The sequence below is a fragment of the Paraburkholderia sp. HP33-1 genome (assembly GCF_021390595.1).
Taxonomy (GTDB): domain Bacteria; phylum Pseudomonadota; class Gammaproteobacteria; order Burkholderiales; family Burkholderiaceae; genus Paraburkholderia.
Genome location: NZ_JAJEJR010000002.1, coordinates 2,266,335 through 2,281,763 on the forward strand (window position 1 = coordinate 2,266,335; position 15,429 = coordinate 2,281,763).

Sequence of the window (15,429 nt, forward strand, 5' to 3'; positions counted from 1 at the left end):
TATTTTGTGATCGCCGGAACTTAATGAGGTTAATGCTGTCTTTGTGGCGCGACCGGTAATTAACCGGTTTCCTGTGCGGCGATTAATCTGCCAAACAATTACGACGGCTTATTCACGTCATTCCTATTGGCCGACGTCTGCAATGGCGGCCGCCCCTTAGTGGCACACCGGCCAGAGCTCGCCGCGTCGAATCAGCATCACAATTAAAAAGACCGCCTTTGCGGCGGCCTTCTGATTTTTCGCTTTAGCGAGAACCCGCACTCGCATTTTTATAAGATGCGCACGCGACTCGAAGAAGCCTTCAGCGCAGGCGTTGCCCGGAGGTGAATTGCGGCGCCGGCCGCCGCATGACAAAACTTGGGCTGAAAGCGGATGGCATGCATCGGCAAGCCTTCCGTATTCAATTAGTGGCGAAGCCGCGCCCTCTTTCACACGGAGTTTCCCTGATTACGCGCGATCACTGCTTATGGTTTGGACCGCTACGGCCTTGGGCGTCGTAGAGCGACGCTCCCGGCAGGGCTTGAGTCTATGCTTCGCGCCAAAACAAAAAGGGTTCCGGAATTCGGAACCCTTCTCTTGATACTTTGGTGGGCCGGGTGGGGTTCGAACCCACGATGTCCTTTCGGAGGTGGATTATGAGTCCACTGCCTGCAACCAACACGGCGTCCAGCCCAAGAAAAAAGACCCGGTCGTAAGGCCGGGCCCATTTCATCGATTGGCCGACATACTACACGAAAAAGGGGCCTCCGCAACCGCTTCGCTACGGCGAAACGACCGGGAGGCCCCTTTGGTCGCATTATTTGCAGCCAGCCGTGGCCGCCGCGATCAACTCCCTTCGAGGAACGACTTCAGCTTGTCCGAGCGGCTCGGATGACGCAGCTTGCGCAGCGCTTTCGCCTCGATCTGACGAATCCGCTCGCGCGTCACGTCGAACTGCTTGCCGACCTCTTCAAGCGTGTGATCCGTGCTCATTTCGATACCGAAACGCATGCGCAGCACCTTCGCTTCACGCGGCGTCAGCGAGTCGAGCACGTCCTTCACGACGTCGCGCATGCTCGCGTGCAACGCGGCATCCGCCGGGGCGACCGTGTTGGTATCTTCAATGAAATCGCCCAGATGAGAATCGTCGTCGTCGCCGATCGGCGTTTCCATCGAGATCGGCTCCTTCGCGATCTTCATGATCTTGCGGATCTTGTCTTCCGGCATTTCCATCTTCTCGGCCAGCGTTGCCGGATCCGGCTCGAGACCGGTTTCCTGCAGGATCTGACGCGAGATGCGGTTCATCTTGTTGATCGTTTCGATCATGTGAACCGGAATCCGGATGGTGCGCGCCTGGTCGGCGATCGAACGCGTAATGGCCTGGCGAATCCACCACGTCGCATACGTGGAGAACTTGTAGCCGCGACGGTATTCGAACTTGTCCACCGCCTTCATCAGGCCGATGTTGCCTTCCTGAATCAGGTCGAGGAACTGCAAACCGCGGTTCGTGTACTTCTTCGCAATCGAGATCACGAGACGCAGGTTCGCCTCGGTCATCTCGCGTTTCGCCTGGCGCGCCTTCAGCTCACCCGCCGCCATCTGACGGTTGGTTTCCTTCAGGTCCTTCAGCGGCAGCACCACGCGCGCCTGCAGATCGAGCAGACGCTGCTGCTGTTCGCGGATCGCCGGAATGTTGCGCGTGAGGATCGCGCTATACGCATGCCCCTCGGCGACGATCTTGTCGGCCCATTCAAGGTCCGTCTCGCTGCCGGGGAAACGTGCGATGAATTCCGCGCGCGGCATGCCGCACTTGTCGACGACCGTATGCAGAATCTGACGCTCGACCTGGCGCACCTCATCCACCTGCGCACGCAGCGTGTCGCACAGACGCTCGACGGTACGCGCGGTGAAGCGGATGGTCATCAGCTCGTTCTGGATCGTTTCCTGCGCCTTCAGATACGACTTGGACTTGTAGCCTTCCTTCTCGAACGCGCGGCGCATCTTGTCGAACCACTCGCTGATCAGCGCGAATTTTTCGAGCGACGCGCGCCGTAGCGCTTCGAGCTGCGCGGCGTTGGCCGTGGCTTGCGCCGCGCCATCGTCTTCTTCCTCGTCCTCTTCGTCCTCTTCCTCGGCTTCCTCGTCTTCGTTCTCGATCGCTTCCGCTTCCTGCGCGGAAAAGCCGTCGGCGTCTTCCGCGTCGGCGTCGATCAGACCGTCGACGAGTTCGTCGATGCGCACTTCGTCATTGGCGACGCGCTCGGCCATCGCAAGGATGTCGGCGATCGTGGTCGGACACGCGGAGATGGCCATCACCATGTGCTTCAGGCCGTCTTCGATACGCTTTGCGATTTCGATTTCGCCTTCGCGCGTGAGCAGCTCGACCGTGCCCATTTCGCGCATGTACATGCGCACGGGATCGGTGGTGCGGCCGAATTCGGAGTCGACGGTGGACAGCGCGACTTCGGCTTCCTCTTCGACTTCGTCATCCGACGAAGCCGCGGGCGCGTTGTCGTTGAGCAGCAGCGTTTCGGCGTCCGGGGCCTGTTCGTAGACCGCGACGCCCATGTCGTTGAACGTGCTGATGATGCCTTCGATCGCCTCGGTCTCGGTGAAGTTGTCCGGCAGGTGATCGTTGATTTCGGCGTACGTGAGGAAGCCGCGCTCCTTGCCGAGCTTGATCAGCGCGCGCAGCTTGGAGCGACGCTCTTCGAGTTCCTCCACCGTGCCCGGCTGCGACGACGCGAACGCGTCTTTCAGCAGCGCTTTTTCCTTTGCACGACGGTCGCGAGCCTTGACCTTCTCCGGCTTGCCCGGTACGGCGGCAGCGGTTTCTTCGGTCTGGGTTGCATCGTCTTCGACGGGTACTTCATTCAGCTTTTTCGTCATGGAGTTCGCCGTACCGGCTGTAGTCTCGACCCCCGGCTGTTGAACAACAGCCGGTTGAACCGTGGATACTGGAGTCACGCGCGCTACCGCATCGCCCTCAACGGCAGCCGCTTCCCTTGCGCTACTGACACCCGACCGCTTGGCAGCCGGCGGTGCTACAGCTTTCGCCGCCCGAACCTGTGCCGCCTGCGCGGCCGCAGTGGTCGACGACTTCTTCCCGGCAGCGGGTGCAAGGCTGACAGCAGAGGACGTTCTTCTGGTGGACGCAGTCAGCTTGGCTTCGGCAACTTTTCCGGTGCGCTCTTTAGCGCGTGAGCCTGTTGTCTGATTTCCGCCTGTCGTCTTTGCCATCGCATCGCCTTTCGCCTTTGCTAGGAAAACCCTTGAAAAAACAAACCGCTAGAAACTTTTTATTGTACCACCCGAGGTTTCGGCCGCTCCGTTACAGCCCGAGTTGACGCTTCATGTCGGCCCGCTTCCGGTTGAGCTCCGAGAACTCCGCGAATTCTTCCGGCGTATGCCGGGACTGTCGTGAAAGCTGCTCGAGACGATCGCAATAAGCGTCGTATCGCATTTTCAGAATCGCGGCCTTCAACTCCTCGCCCACAATCCGTTCCTGCTCGCGCCGTTCCTCAATGACGGCCGGGTCCTGCGGGTCTTTCAGCAGCAAATCCCGGACGTTTTCATCATAGTCTAGAATTTTGCGAAAGATTTCCTCGAAAGTTGGGGCGTTCGCACCATTTCGCAAGAGATCGGACAACAACTGGAACGCCGCCGAATCGCCGAGCGCGCGCGCGTGCGTCGCCACTTCCGCGAACAGTTCCGCGTGCCGGGTCACGGTGAGCAGCGCCTCTTCGGCCTCTTCGTCGAGCATCGCGACCGTGCGCGGGTACATCACCAGATTACGCAGCGTCTTTTCCTCGATGCCGGTCACGCTGCGGCGGTCCTTGCGAGCCGGCGCCTCGCGCGCCGCGGCCGCGATCCGGGCGTCGACCTCGCAAAGCGCCGCAACTTCGCTGAACGGCACATCGAGCCGGTCCGCGAACATATGCATGATCTGCGCGCGCAGCGCATTGGCCGGCAATGCCTGCAGCAGCGGTTTCGCGTCGAACAGCGCGCGGGCCTTGCCTTCTGGCTGATCGAGCTCCTTGCCGGTCAGCACCTCGTTAAGCATGAATTGCGATAGCGGCATTGCCCGTTCGACCTGCTCGGCGAACGCCTCGGTCCCGAACTCGCGCACGTAGCTGTCGGGGTCGTGCTCGGACGGCAGGAACAGGAAGCGGATCGTCCGGTTGTCGGCTGCATGCGGCAGACAGGCATCGAGCGCGCGACGCGCGGCGCGCCGGCCTGCCGCGTCGCCGTCGAAACTGAAGATGACCGTATCGGTCTGGCGCATCAGTTTCTGGACATGAATCGGCGTGCAAGCCGTGCCGAGGGTGGCGACGGCGTTCTGGAACCCCAACTGGGCCAGCGCGACCACGTCCATATAACCTTCGACGACCAGCACATAGTGCTGCTCCCGAATCGCGAGACGCGCCTCGAACAGGCCGTATAACTCGCTGCCCTTGTTAAATAACGGCGTTTCGGGCGAATTCAAATACTTTGGCTCGCCGCCGTCGAGCACGCGGCCGCCGAAGCCGATCACCTGCCCTTTCACATTGCGGATCGGGAACATGATCCGCTCGCGGAAGCGGTCGTAGCGGCGGTTCTGACCCTGCGCGTCGGACTTTTCGCTGACGATCACGAGACCCGCTTCGACGAGCCCGTCGTCGCGATAGTTCGGGAACGCCGCCTCGAGGTTCTGCCAGCCCTCCGGTGCGTAGCCGAGGCCGAAGCGCGCGGCGATTTCACCGGTCAGGCCGCGTTTTTTCAGATACTGAATCGCATCCGGCGCGCCGCGCAGCTGCTTGCGGTAGTAGTCGCAGGCGGTCTGCATGAGGTCGGACAGCGCGGTGGTGACGGCCCTGGATGCCGCCGGCGCGTAGCCGCTGGCGCTCCCACCCCCACCACCATATCCGGGCGAAGGTTCGTGCGGCACGGTGAGGCCCACCGATTGCGCGAGCTCGTTGACCGCTTCGGGAAACGACGCGCCCACGTGCTCCATCAGAAAACCGATGGCCGTGCCATGCGCACCGCAGCCGAAGCAGTGATAAAACTGTTTAGTCGGACTAACCGTAAACGAGGGGCTCTTCTCGTTGTGAAACGGGCACAGCCCCATGAAGTTCGCGCCGCCCTTTTTCAGCTGCACATACCGGCCGACCACGTCGACGATATCGACGCGGTTGAGCAGGTCCTGCAGGAATGACGGTGGAATCACAGTAAATGTCGCTGCCAGGAAAGCTTCAAAATCCAAACCCGGAGTCCGGGCTCGACACCGCGACCGGGCACCGCGACTCGCCTTCCACGAGGCACGCGGGATCCGGACAAACCAACGGAGTTACTTCGCGAGCGCGGCCTTGACCTGCGCCGATACGGCAGTCATATCGGCTCGGCCAGCCAGCTTCGGCTTCAGTACGCCCATCACCTTGCCCATGTCCTGAGGGCCGGCCGCGCCGGTTTGTGCGACCGCTGCCTGCACCTCGGCGACGATTTCCGCTTCGGACATCTGCTCAGGCATGTAGGCGGAAAGGATGGCCAGCTCGGCTTTTTCCTTGTCTGCGAGGTCCGTACGTCCCGCGGCCTCGAACTGGCTGATCGAATCCTTGCGCTGCTTGATCATCTTGTCGATGACCGCGGTTATGCCGGTGTCGTCGAGCGTGACCCGCTCATCGACTTCCCGCTGCTTGATCGCGGCGAGCAGCAGACGGATCGTGCCGAGACGCTCAGTCTCGCGCGCCCGCATGGCAGCTTTCATATCGTCGTTGATCCGGTCCTTGAGACTCATCACTCACCTGAATTGCGTTGAAAAGTTGAAAAACCGGCCGGTCGACGGCGGCAATACCGCCGCATCAGCACGAATACCCGCTTGGGACTTCTTCCTCAAGCGGGTTGGCGCAATATGCGTAGTGGATGCGACCCTGCCGGCTGGCCCGATGGGCCGGGTTTTCCGTGATGACACCTGTCGTGTCGCCATCGGCTTGAATGCTGCCGCGCTTTGTGCGAAGCGGAGCACGGCAACGCCAGAATCAGTAGAGCTTCTTCGGCAGCATCTGGCCACGCAGACGCTTGAAATGACGCTTCACCGCCGCCGCTTTCTTGCGCTTGCGTTCGGCCGTGGGCTTTTCGTAAAACTCGCGAGCGCGAAGTTCCGTCAGCAAGCCGTTTTTCTCCATGGTGCGCTTGAAACGGCGCATGGCGACTTCGAACGGCTCGTTGTCTTTTACGCGGATAGTCGTCATTTTTCAATAACGGAACTTTGTAAAGGTTCAGGAGTATAGCAGAGCTTTCTCACAAAGCCATGGCGCCGTCAAGCCCCCGCGCGTATTCGGCGGCCGACTCGCCCGCCGCTACACCTGACGCCCATGCCCACTGAAAGTTGTAGCCGCCGAGCCAGCCGGTCACGTCGACCGCCTCGCCAATGAAGTAGAGGCCGGGCACCCGCGAGCTCATCATCGTCGTCGACGACAAGCCGCGCGTATCGACGCCGCCGCGCGTCACTTCGGCCTTGCGATAGCCCTCGGTGCCGTTCGGGGTGATCGTCCATCGCGACAGCGCCTCGCCGATGCGGCGCAGCGCCTTGTCCGGCAGATCGGCCACGCGGGCCTCGGCGGGCACCTGATGGGTGTCGAGCCAGACATGCGCCAGCCGCTGCGGCACCCATTCCGACAACAGATTGGCGATCTGCCGCTTCGTACCGTTTTTCGCGTCGATGAGCGCGGCCGCGGCGTCGCGCTCTGGCAGCAGATTGATGTGGATCGGCTCGCCGGGTTGCCAGTAACTCGAGATCTGCAGCACGCCTGGGCCCGACAGGCCGCGATGCGTGAGCAGCAGATCTTCAGTGAACTCGGCACCGGCCTTTTTATTGCCCGTCGACAGTTGCACTTCGAGCGAGACGCCCGACAGCGCGGCGAACGGCTCCCAGTCGGCGGGCGCGAAGGTCAGCGGCACCAACGCGGGGCGCATGTCGATCAACTTGTGGCCGAACTGCTTGGCGATCCGGTATGCAAAATCGGTCGCGCCGATCTTCGGGATCGACAGGCCGCCGGTCGCGATCACGAGCGCCTTGGTGGCCATCGTGCCCGCCGTCGTGCCGAGCAGGAACTGTCCCTCGCCGTCCTGGCGCACCTCTTCGACGGATAGCGGCGTGCGCCATGCAACCGCACCTGCGTCGCACTCGCTCTTCAGCACGTTGATGACCGCATCGCTCGACTGGTCGCAGAACAGCTGGCCCTTGTGCTTCTCGTGCCACGTCACGCGATGCTGCTTCAACAACGCCATAAAGTCGCGCGGCGTATAGCGCGCGAGCGCCGAACGGCAAAAATGCGGATTCGCAGACAGATAATTGGCGGGCCCCGCATACAGATTCGTGAAGTTGCAGCGCCCACCGCCGGAAATGCGGATTTTCTCCGCGAGGCGCTGCGAGTGGTCGATTAGCGCCACGCGCCGGCCGAGTTGCCCGGCCACGGCCGCGCACATCATGCCGGCCGCGCCTGCGCCGATCACCGCGATATCGAAGGATTCCATGGGGCCGCATTGTACCTGCCGGACTGGCGCGTCCGCGCGGGCAGTCTGCTGGCCGCCTGCGGCTGCCAGTGCGCGCTGGTATACTTTCAGGCTTACCTTTTACTTTCGGGCGCGCCTCGCGTACGTCCGTCTCAAGCGATTCATCATGCTCGTTCTCGGCATCGAAAGCTCCTGCGACGAAACCGGTCTCGCGCTCTACGACACGGAGCGCGGCCTGCTCGCGCACGCGCTGCATTCGCAGATCGCGATGCATCGGGAGTACGGCGGCGTCGTGCCGGAGCTTGCGTCGCGCGACCATATCCGCCGAGCGTTGCCGCTGCTCGAAGAAGTGATGGAGCGTGCTGGCGTCGCGCGCGGCGACATCGACGCGATCGCTTACACGCAAGGGCCCGGACTCGCGGGTGCGCTGCTGGTCGGCGCGAGCGTTGCCAATTCGCTGGCGATGGCGTGGAACAAGCCGACCGTCGGCATTCATCACCTCGAAGGGCATCTGCTGTCGCCGCTGCTCGTCGATGAGCCGCCGCCGTTTCCGTTCGTCGCGCTGCTGGTTTCGGGCGGGCATACGCAGCTGATGCGTGTGACGGACGTCGGCGTCTACGAGACGCTCGGCGAAACACTCGACGACGCCGCCGGCGAAGCCTTCGACAAAACCGCCAAGCTGCTCGGCCTCGGCTATCCGGGCGGCCCGGAAGTCTCGCGCCTCGCGGAGTTCGGCACGCCCGGCGCGGTCGTACTGCCGCGTCCGATGCTGCATTCCGGCGACCTCGATTTCAGCTTCAGCGGCCTGAAGACCGCCGTGCTCACGCACGCGAACCGGCTCGGCGGCGCGAACATCTGCGAGCAGGCGAAGGCCGACCTCGCGCGCGGTTTCGTGGATGCGGCCGTCGAAGTGCTGGCTGCGAAATCGCTTGCGGCGCTCAAGCGCACCAAGCTGAACCGGCTGGTGGTGGCGGGCGGCGTCGGCGCGAACCGGCAGCTGCGCGAAGCGCTATCGGCCGCCGCGCAGAAGCGCAATTTCTACGTGCACTACCCGGACCTGTCGCTGTGCACGGACAACGGCGCGATGATCGCGCTGGCCGGCGCGCTGCGCCTGCAACGCTGGCCCGAACAGGCCGGCAACGACTACGCGTTCACGGTGAAGCCACGCTGGGATCTGACGTCGCTCGCGCACTGAGCCACTTTCGCAAAACGATAAAAAAGCCGCTTTAAGAGCGGCTTTTTTGCTTCGATTCTCCCGCAACGAAACCGTGCGGACAGGCGAAGAACGTATCAGGCAAGGCGCTTGTCCCGCTCGATCACCGCATAGGCGCTGTGATTGTGAATCGACTCGAAGTTCTCGGCTTCGAGCGCATACGCGACGATGCGCTCGTCGGCATTCAGACGCTGGGCGACATCGCGCACAAGGTCTTCGACGAACTTCGGATTTTCATACGCGCGCTCGGTGACGAACTTCTCGTCCGGACGCTTGAGCAGACCCCACAGTTCGCACGACGCTTCTTCCTCGGCGATAAGGATCAACTCTTCGACAGCGACGTCGCCGTTCAGCTCGGCGTTGATCGTCACGTGCGAGCGCTGGTTGTGCGCGCCGTACTGCGAAATCTTCTTCGAGCACGGGCACAGGCTCGTGACCGGCACCAGCACCTTCAGGAACAGCCGCGTCGCGCCATTGCGGGTCTCGCCCGTGAGCGTGACTTCATAGTCGAGCAGGCTCTGCACGCCTGACACCGGCGCGGTCTTGTTCACGAAGTACGGGAACGACACTTCGATGCGGCCCGCCTCGGCCTCGAGCTTTTCGAGCATCGCCGCGAGCATCGTGCGGAACGTGGCCGGCTCGAGCGGCGCCTTGTTCTCTTCGAGCAGCGCGACGAAACGCGACATATGCGTGCCCTTCTGCTCGGCCGGCAGATGCACGTCGAGATTCCACGTGCCGACCGTCGGCTGCACCTCGCCACCCTGCGTGCGAACCGTCAACGGATGACGCACGCCCTTCACGCCGACCCGCTGGATCGGAATCTGGCGCGTGTCGGGTGTGCTTTGCACGTCGGGCATCACGAAGGCGGGATTCATCTGATTCATTCTTTTGTCCTTTCAGGAAAGCGCCGGGCCGCGCCGAGGTTTCGTTGCGTCGGGAGACTGTCGCGCAGCGACTTCGGAACGCCCGGCGGCCGTGCGGATCAGCACGCGCAACGGCGAACGCCGGCTCCCGCCGGCGTTGGGTGACGGGCAGCAACGCCCGTCGGTTCAAACTGGAGATTGCAGAAACCGCCGTCGCATGACGGCGGCGAGACAGGCGACAGCGCCTTACGCGACGCGCTTCACCGACGACTGACCGCCGACCGCGCCGCTCGTGAGGAAGCGTTCGCGGATCGACCGGGCGATGCCTGCGGCGTCGAGACCGCACGCGGCGAGCAGCTTGGCCGGGTCCCCGTGATCGATGAACCGGTCGGGGAGGCCCAATTGTAGTACGGGGCGCATAACCCCACTCGCGAGCAGGGCTTCGACGCAGGCCGAACCCGCGCCGCCCATGATGCTGCCTTCCTCGACGGTGACGATTGCATCGTGCGTCTCGGCCAGCTTGCGCACGAGCTCGGTGTCGAGCGGCTTCACGAAGCGCATGTTCGCGACGGTGGCATCGAGTTGCTCGGCCGCTGCGAGCGACGGCGCGACCATCGTGCCGAACGCGAGAATCGCGATACGCTTGCCGGCCGGCGCCGAGGTCTCGCGACGCACTTCGCCCTTGCCGAGCGGCAACGCGCTCATCTGCTTGACGGTGGCGACACCGGTACCCGCGCCGCGCGGATAGCGCACCGCGGTCGGATGCGACTGCTGCAACGCGGTGTACAGCATTTGCCGGCACTCGTTTTCATCCGACGGCGCCATCACGGTCATGTTCGGGATACAACGCATGAACGCGAGGTCGTATGCGCCCGCGTGCGTCGCACCGTCCGCGCCGACGAGACCCGCGCGATCGATTGCGAACACCACCGGCAGGTTTTGCAGCGCGACGTCGTGAATCAGCTGGTCGTACGCGCGTTGCAGGAAGGTCGAATAGATCGCGACGACCGGCTTCATGCCGTCCGCGGCGAGACCGCCCGCGAACGTCACCGCGTGCTGCTCGGCGATGCCGACGTCGAAGTAACGATCCGGGAAGCGCTTTTCGAACTCGACCATGCCCGAGCCTTCGCGCATCGCCGGCGTAATGCCGACCACGCGCGAGTCGAGTTCGGCCGCATCGCACAGCCATTCGCCGAACACCTGCGTGTAGGTCTTCTTCGACGGCGTCGCGGCCGGCTTGATGCCCTCGGCCGGGTTGAACTTGCCCGGGCCGTGGTACAGGACCGGATCGGCCTCGGCCAGCTTGTAGCCCTGGCCTTTCTTCGTGACGACGTGCAGGAATTGCGGACCACGCAGTTCCTTGATGTTTTGCAGCGTCGGGATCAGCGAATCGAGATCGTGACCGTCGATTGGCCCGATGTAGTTGAAGCCGAACTCCTCGAACAGCGTGGCCGGCACGATCATGCCCTTCGCGTGCTCTTCGAGCTTGCGCGCGAGATCGAGCACCGGCGGCGCAACGCGCAACACGCGTTCGACGCCCGCGCGCGCGGCCGCATAGAAGCGCCCCGACATCAGACGCGCGAGATGGCGATTCAGCGCGCCGACCGGCGGCGAGATCGACATGTCGTTGTCGTTGAGGATCACGAGCAGCGGCACGTCGTCTTCGACGCCGGCGTTGTTCATTGCCTCGAAGGCCATGCCGGCCGTCATCGCGCCATCGCCGATCACGGCGATACCCATGCGGTTGTCGCCCTGTAGCTTGCTCGCGACCGCCATGCCGAGCGCGGCCGAAATCGACGTGCTCGAGTGCGCGGTGCCGAAGGTGTCGTATTCCGATTCGTCGCGTTTCGGGAAGCCGGAGATGCCGCCCAACTGACGCAGCGTGTGCATCTGGTCGCGACGACCGGTCAGGATCTTGTGCGGATAGGTCTGATGGCCGACGTCCCAGACGATCCGGTCGTGCGGCGTATCGAACACGTAATGCAGCGCGATGGTCAACTCGACCGTGCCGAGGTTGGACGAGAGATGGCCGCCCGTCTGCGATACGCTGTCGAGCACAAAGGCGCGCAACTCGTCGGCAAGCGGTTGCAATTGGCGGCGATCGAGGCGGCGCAAGGCTGCCGGGTCGTCGATGGTTTTCAGCAAGTCGTACATCGTCGTTCCATTGTAGGAAAACTTACGCGCCCGCACTTCATTCATGCACCCTGAGGACGGAGGGTACGCGGCGGCGGGCTTTCGCGTTCAGCTGACCCGGTTCACCACCAGATCGGCCAGTTCGGCAAGGCGCTGCGCGCGCGCGCCGAACGGCGCAAGCGCGGCGTGCGCGTCGCCGCGCAGTTGCGCCGCGAGCGCGCGCGACGCGTCGAGCCCGATAATCGACACGTAGGTCGGCTTGCCGTCCTTCGCGTCCTTGCCGGCGGTCTTGCCGAGCGTTGCCGAGTCGGTCGTGACGTCGAGAATGTCGTCGACGACCTGAAACGCGAGACCAACCGCGGCGGCGTAGGCGTCGAGCGAAGCCAGAGCCTGCGCGTCCGGAGCCTCGCCGGCCAGTGCACCCATGCGCACGGCCGCGCGCAGCAGCGCACCGGTCTTCATGCGATGCATGGTCTCGAGTTGCGGGCGCGTCAGCGTGTGGCCGACGCTCGACAGATCGATGGCCTGGCCCCCGCACATGCCGATCGAGCCGCTCGCGAGCGCGAGTTCACGCACTAGCGAGGCCTGCTGCGGCACGCCCAGCACGTCGGACGTGAGCACCACGAATGCCTGCGACTGCAGCGCGTCGCCCACCAGAAGCGCAGTCGCTTCGTCATACTTGACGTGGACCGTCGGCTTGCCGCGGCGCAGCGCGTCGTCGTCCATGCACGGCATGTCGTCGTGCACGAGCGAGTACACGTGGATCATTTCCAGCGCCGCCGCCGCCGCATCGAGGCATTCGGCGCGCGCGCCGGTCAGCTCGCCAGCCGCGTGGCACAGGAGCGGTCGCACCCGCTTGCCGCCACCGAGCACCGCATAGCGCATCGCCTCGTGCAGTCCGGCGGGTTCGGTTGTCTCGGCCGGTAGATAGTGTTCCAGAGCCATTTCGACGCGTTCGAGCACCGAGCGCGTCCATTGTTCGAAGGTCATAGGTCGTCCCCGCTCTCAGTCGCGGCTGTGCCTGCGCTATTCACGGGCAGCGGCTTGAGTGTCTCGCCGTCCAGCACCCGCACCTGTTGCTCGACCTTTTCGAGCTGCTGTTGACAGAACGCGACAAGCGCCGCCCCGCGGCGGTACGCTGCCAGCGATTCCTCGAGGCTCAGGCTACCGCCTTCCATGCGCGCAACGAGCTCTTCCAGCTCCGCCTGCGCTGCCTCGTAGTTCTCCGGCAGCGGCGCTCGATCGCCGCTTTCGGCTGACGCGGCGGCTGAATCTTTCGATGCGGTCTTCGCCATGAATAGTCGCAAAATTAAAACAAGTCGGACATTCTACGGCAAAAGCGACATCTTCGATCCGCTCGGCCGCCTGCGCCCTGCCTTGCCGCCTCGCTTCGAGCCTGTCTCATGCCCGCCTTTGCCCCGCTTCGACCCTGAAGTCTCGCAGAAAAAAAGCTCGCGGTCTGCGGCGAAAATGCCGAACTTTCTTGACATTTTTAACCCAAATCAGGGACTTAACTGCCCCTGTCACGGGGAAACGGGTATAATCGCGGGCTCCCTAAATCGAATCTTCGATGGTTGGGTTGTTCACTGCTTTCACGTCTTCATCGGGAGTGGGAATGTCCAATCTGAGCAATGCATTGCAGTTGCGGTCTGTCCACAGCCAGCTGCCAGTCACGGCTTACTTTGACGAAGCGCTTCTTACGCGCGAAATCGACACCCTTTTCAAGAAAGGTCCTCGCTACATCGGCCACGATCTGATGGTGCCCGAAGCGGGGGATTATTTTGCCTTGCCCAGCGAACGCGAGGGGCGGGTGCTCGTCCGTAACCAGCAGTCGCAAGTCGAGCTGCTGTCGAACGTGTGCCGCCACCGGCAAGCCATCATGCTCAACGGCCGCGGCCAGACGCAGAATATCGTCTGCCCGCTGCATCGCTGGACGTACAACCTGAAGGGCGAGCTGCTCGGCGCGCCCCATTTCGCCGACAACCCGTGCCTGAATCTCGGCGCCACGCCGCTGCAGAACTGGCAAGGGCTGCTGTTCGAGGCGCAGGGACGCAACGTCGCGAAAGATCTCGCACGCCTAGGCACCAAGCACCACTTCGACTTCTCGGGCTTTATGTTCGATCACGTCGAAGTCCACGAGTGCAACTACAACTGGAAGACCTTCATCGAGGTCTATCTGGAGGACTATCACGTCGCGCCGTTCCATCCGGGGCTCGGCAGCTTCGTCAATTGCGACGATCTGACGTGGGAGTTCGGCGACTGGTACAGCGTGCAAACGGTCGGCGTGCACAAAGCGCTCGAGCAACCGGGCAGCCCGACGTACCGCAAGTGGCACGACGAAGTGCTGCGCTTTCGCGACGGCAACCCGCCCGAGTTCGGCGCGATCTGGATGGTGTACTACCCGGGCATCATGATCGAGTGGTACCCGCACGTGCTGGTCGTGTCGTGGTTGATTCCGCGCGGTCCGCAGAAGACCACCAACGTGGTGGAGTTCTATTACCCCGAGGAAATCGCGCTGTTCGAACGTGAGTTCGTCGAAGCCGAGCGCGCCGCCTATATGGAGACGGCACGCGAAGACGACGAGATCGCCGAGCGCATGGACGCCGGCCGCCTCGCGCTGATGGAGCGCGGCGAATCGCAGGTCGGTCCGTACCAGAGCCCGATGGAAGACGGCATGCAGCACTTCCACGAGTTTCTGCGGCGCGAACTCGGCACGATCTGATCCGCGCCGCCTGGCGCCTCCTCGATCGACTCAAGGAAAGACGGGCTTCGACCCGTCTTTTTTTGTTTAGACTACCGACATAGACCGGCCTTGCGCCAGCCGCGTGAATGGCGCGGCCCGCAGCCGCCATCGCCCGTATCGAGGAGACGCTCATGCCCCACACTCATTACACCACCCTGATCTCCGCGACCAATCTCGCCGAGCGGCTCACGGCCGCGCCGGGCAGCGTGTTCGTGATCGACTGCCGGTTCGACCTCGCCGATACCGAAGCGGGTGAAAAAGCCTGGCTGGCCGGCCATCTGCCGGGCGCGCACTATCTGCATCTCGATCGCGACCTGTCCGGGCCGAAGAACGGCTCGAACGGCCGGCATCCGCTGCCCGATCGCGCGCGGCTCGTCGAAACGCTCGAGTCGCGTGGGCTGAAGCAAGGCCAACAGGTCGTCGCGTACGACGCGCAAGGCGGTATGTACGCGGCGCGCGTCTGGTGGCTGTTGCGCTGGCTCGGACACGACGCGGTCGCGCTGCTCGACGGCGGCTTGCAGGCGTGGGAAGCGGCCGGCCAACCGCTCACGCAGGACGTGCCCGCGCAGAACACCGGCGACTTCAAGGCAGCCGCGCCGCTCGCCGTGACTGTCGATGTCCAGACGGTCGAGCGCAACCTCGGCTCGAAGGAGAGGGTCGTCGTCGACGCACGCGCGGCCGATCGCTATCGCGGCGAAAACGAGACGCTCGATCGCGTCGGCGGCCATATCCCGGGCGCGCTGAACCGCTTCTTCAAGGACAACCTGACAGCCGACGGCCGCTTCAAGCCGGCGCACACACTACGCGAGGAATTTCACGCGCTGCTCGGCGACACGCCGCCGGAACATGTGGTGCTGCAATGCGGTTCGGGCGTGACCGCCTGCGTGAATTCGCTCGCGATGGAGGTTGCCGGCCTGCACGGCTCGGCGTTGTACGCAGGGTCGTGGAGCGAATGGAGTTCTGATCCGAAACGGCCAGTGGCGACGGGGGCAAAACCTTGAGCGCGA

General features: G+C 63.5%; 13 protein-coding genes and 1 tRNA gene. 3 read left to right on the forward strand and 11 right to left on the reverse strand.

Translation table 11 applies throughout. The features are described 5' to 3' along the window. Nucleotides 1-156 precede the first annotated feature (156 nt). The 7 genes from L0U81_RS26255 to L0U81_RS26285 all read right to left on the reverse strand — a co-directional run bounded on the left by L0U81_RS26255 (nt 157) and on the right by L0U81_RS26285 (nt 7,491). The gene (locus L0U81_RS26255) at nt 157-432 is read right to left on the reverse strand and encodes a hypothetical protein (protein ID WP_233807439.1); all 276 of its coding nucleotides are present in this window, start codon (nt 430-432) and stop codon (nt 157-159) included. Between the two features lie 153 nt (nt 433-585). Beyond that, nucleotides 586-673, reverse strand: a tRNA-Ile gene (locus L0U81_RS26260). A 152-nt stretch (nt 674-825) separates the two neighbouring features. Further along, complete coding sequence (rpoD, locus tag L0U81_RS26265; protein ID WP_233807441.1) at nt 826-3,219, reverse strand: RNA polymerase sigma factor RpoD; 2,394 nt, start codon at nt 3,217-3,219, stop codon at nt 826-828. Nucleotides 3,220-3,310: 91 nt separating this feature from the next. After that, nucleotides 3,311-5,185 (reverse strand): DNA primase, encoded by a 1,875-nt coding sequence (gene dnaG, locus L0U81_RS26270; RefSeq protein ID WP_233807443.1) that lies wholly within the window; start codon nt 5,183-5,185, stop codon nt 3,311-3,313. Nucleotides 5,186-5,305: 120 nt separating this feature from the next. Continuing rightward, nucleotides 5,306-5,752, reverse strand: coding sequence for a GatB/YqeY domain-containing protein (locus L0U81_RS26275; RefSeq protein ID WP_233807451.1), 447 nt, complete (start codon nt 5,750-5,752; stop codon nt 5,306-5,308). A 241-nt stretch (nt 5,753-5,993) separates the two neighbouring features. Next, on the reverse strand, nt 5,994-6,206 hold the full coding sequence (rpsU, locus tag L0U81_RS26280) for a 30S ribosomal protein S21 (protein WP_008919901.1): 213 nt from the start codon (nt 6,204-6,206) through the stop codon (nt 5,994-5,996). Between the two features lie 49 nt (nt 6,207-6,255). Then, entirely contained in the window at nt 6,256-7,491 is a 1,236-nt protein-coding gene (locus L0U81_RS26285; protein ID WP_233807453.1) for an NAD(P)/FAD-dependent oxidoreductase, read from the reverse strand. A gap of 145 nt (nt 7,492-7,636) precedes the next feature. On the opposite strand from L0U81_RS26285, the gene tsaD reads away from it, so the two are divergent. Then, nucleotides 7,637-8,665, forward strand: coding sequence for a tRNA (adenosine(37)-N6)-threonylcarbamoyltransferase complex transferase subunit TsaD (tsaD, locus tag L0U81_RS26290; protein ID WP_233807455.1), 1,029 nt, complete (start codon nt 7,637-7,639; stop codon nt 8,663-8,665). Between the two features lie 95 nt (nt 8,666-8,760). Here the strand turns inward: tsaD and folE2 are convergent, their stop codons facing one another. The 4 genes from folE2 to L0U81_RS26310 all read right to left on the reverse strand — a co-directional run bounded on the left by folE2 (nt 8,761) and on the right by L0U81_RS26310 (nt 12,974). Further along, entirely contained in the window at nt 8,761-9,567 is an 807-nt protein-coding gene (gene folE2 / locus L0U81_RS26295) for a GTP cyclohydrolase FolE2 (protein WP_233807457.1), read from the reverse strand. A 225-nt stretch (nt 9,568-9,792) separates the two neighbouring features. Beyond that, nucleotides 9,793-11,700: a 1-deoxy-D-xylulose-5-phosphate synthase gene (gene dxs, locus L0U81_RS26300; RefSeq protein ID WP_233807459.1), complete on the reverse strand. Its 1,908-nt coding sequence runs from the start codon at nt 11,698-11,700 to the stop codon at nt 9,793-9,795. Between the two features lie 87 nt (nt 11,701-11,787). Next, nucleotides 11,788-12,669 carry a polyprenyl synthetase family protein gene (locus tag L0U81_RS26305; RefSeq protein ID WP_233807461.1) on the reverse strand — a complete coding sequence of 294 codons (882 nt, stop codon included), beginning with the start codon at nt 12,667-12,669 and terminating at the stop codon, nt 11,788-11,790. Then, on the reverse strand, nt 12,666-12,974 hold the full coding sequence (locus L0U81_RS26310) for an exodeoxyribonuclease VII small subunit (protein WP_233807463.1): 309 nt from the start codon (nt 12,972-12,974) through the stop codon (nt 12,666-12,668). The genes L0U81_RS26305 and L0U81_RS26310 overlap by 4 nt, the downstream gene beginning before the upstream one ends. 320 nt (nt 12,975-13,294) lie before the next feature. Between L0U81_RS26310 and L0U81_RS26315 the strand changes: the two genes are divergently transcribed. Continuing rightward, nucleotides 13,295-14,401: an aromatic ring-hydroxylating oxygenase subunit alpha gene (locus L0U81_RS26315; protein ID WP_233807465.1), complete on the forward strand. Its 1,107-nt coding sequence runs from the start codon at nt 13,295-13,297 to the stop codon at nt 14,399-14,401. 152 nt (nt 14,402-14,553) lie between these two features. After that, nucleotides 14,554-15,423, forward strand: a complete 870-nt coding sequence (locus L0U81_RS26320) for a sulfurtransferase (protein WP_233807467.1) — start codon at nt 14,554-14,556, stop codon at nt 15,421-15,423. The last annotated feature ends 6 nt before the right edge of the window (nt 15,424-15,429 follow it).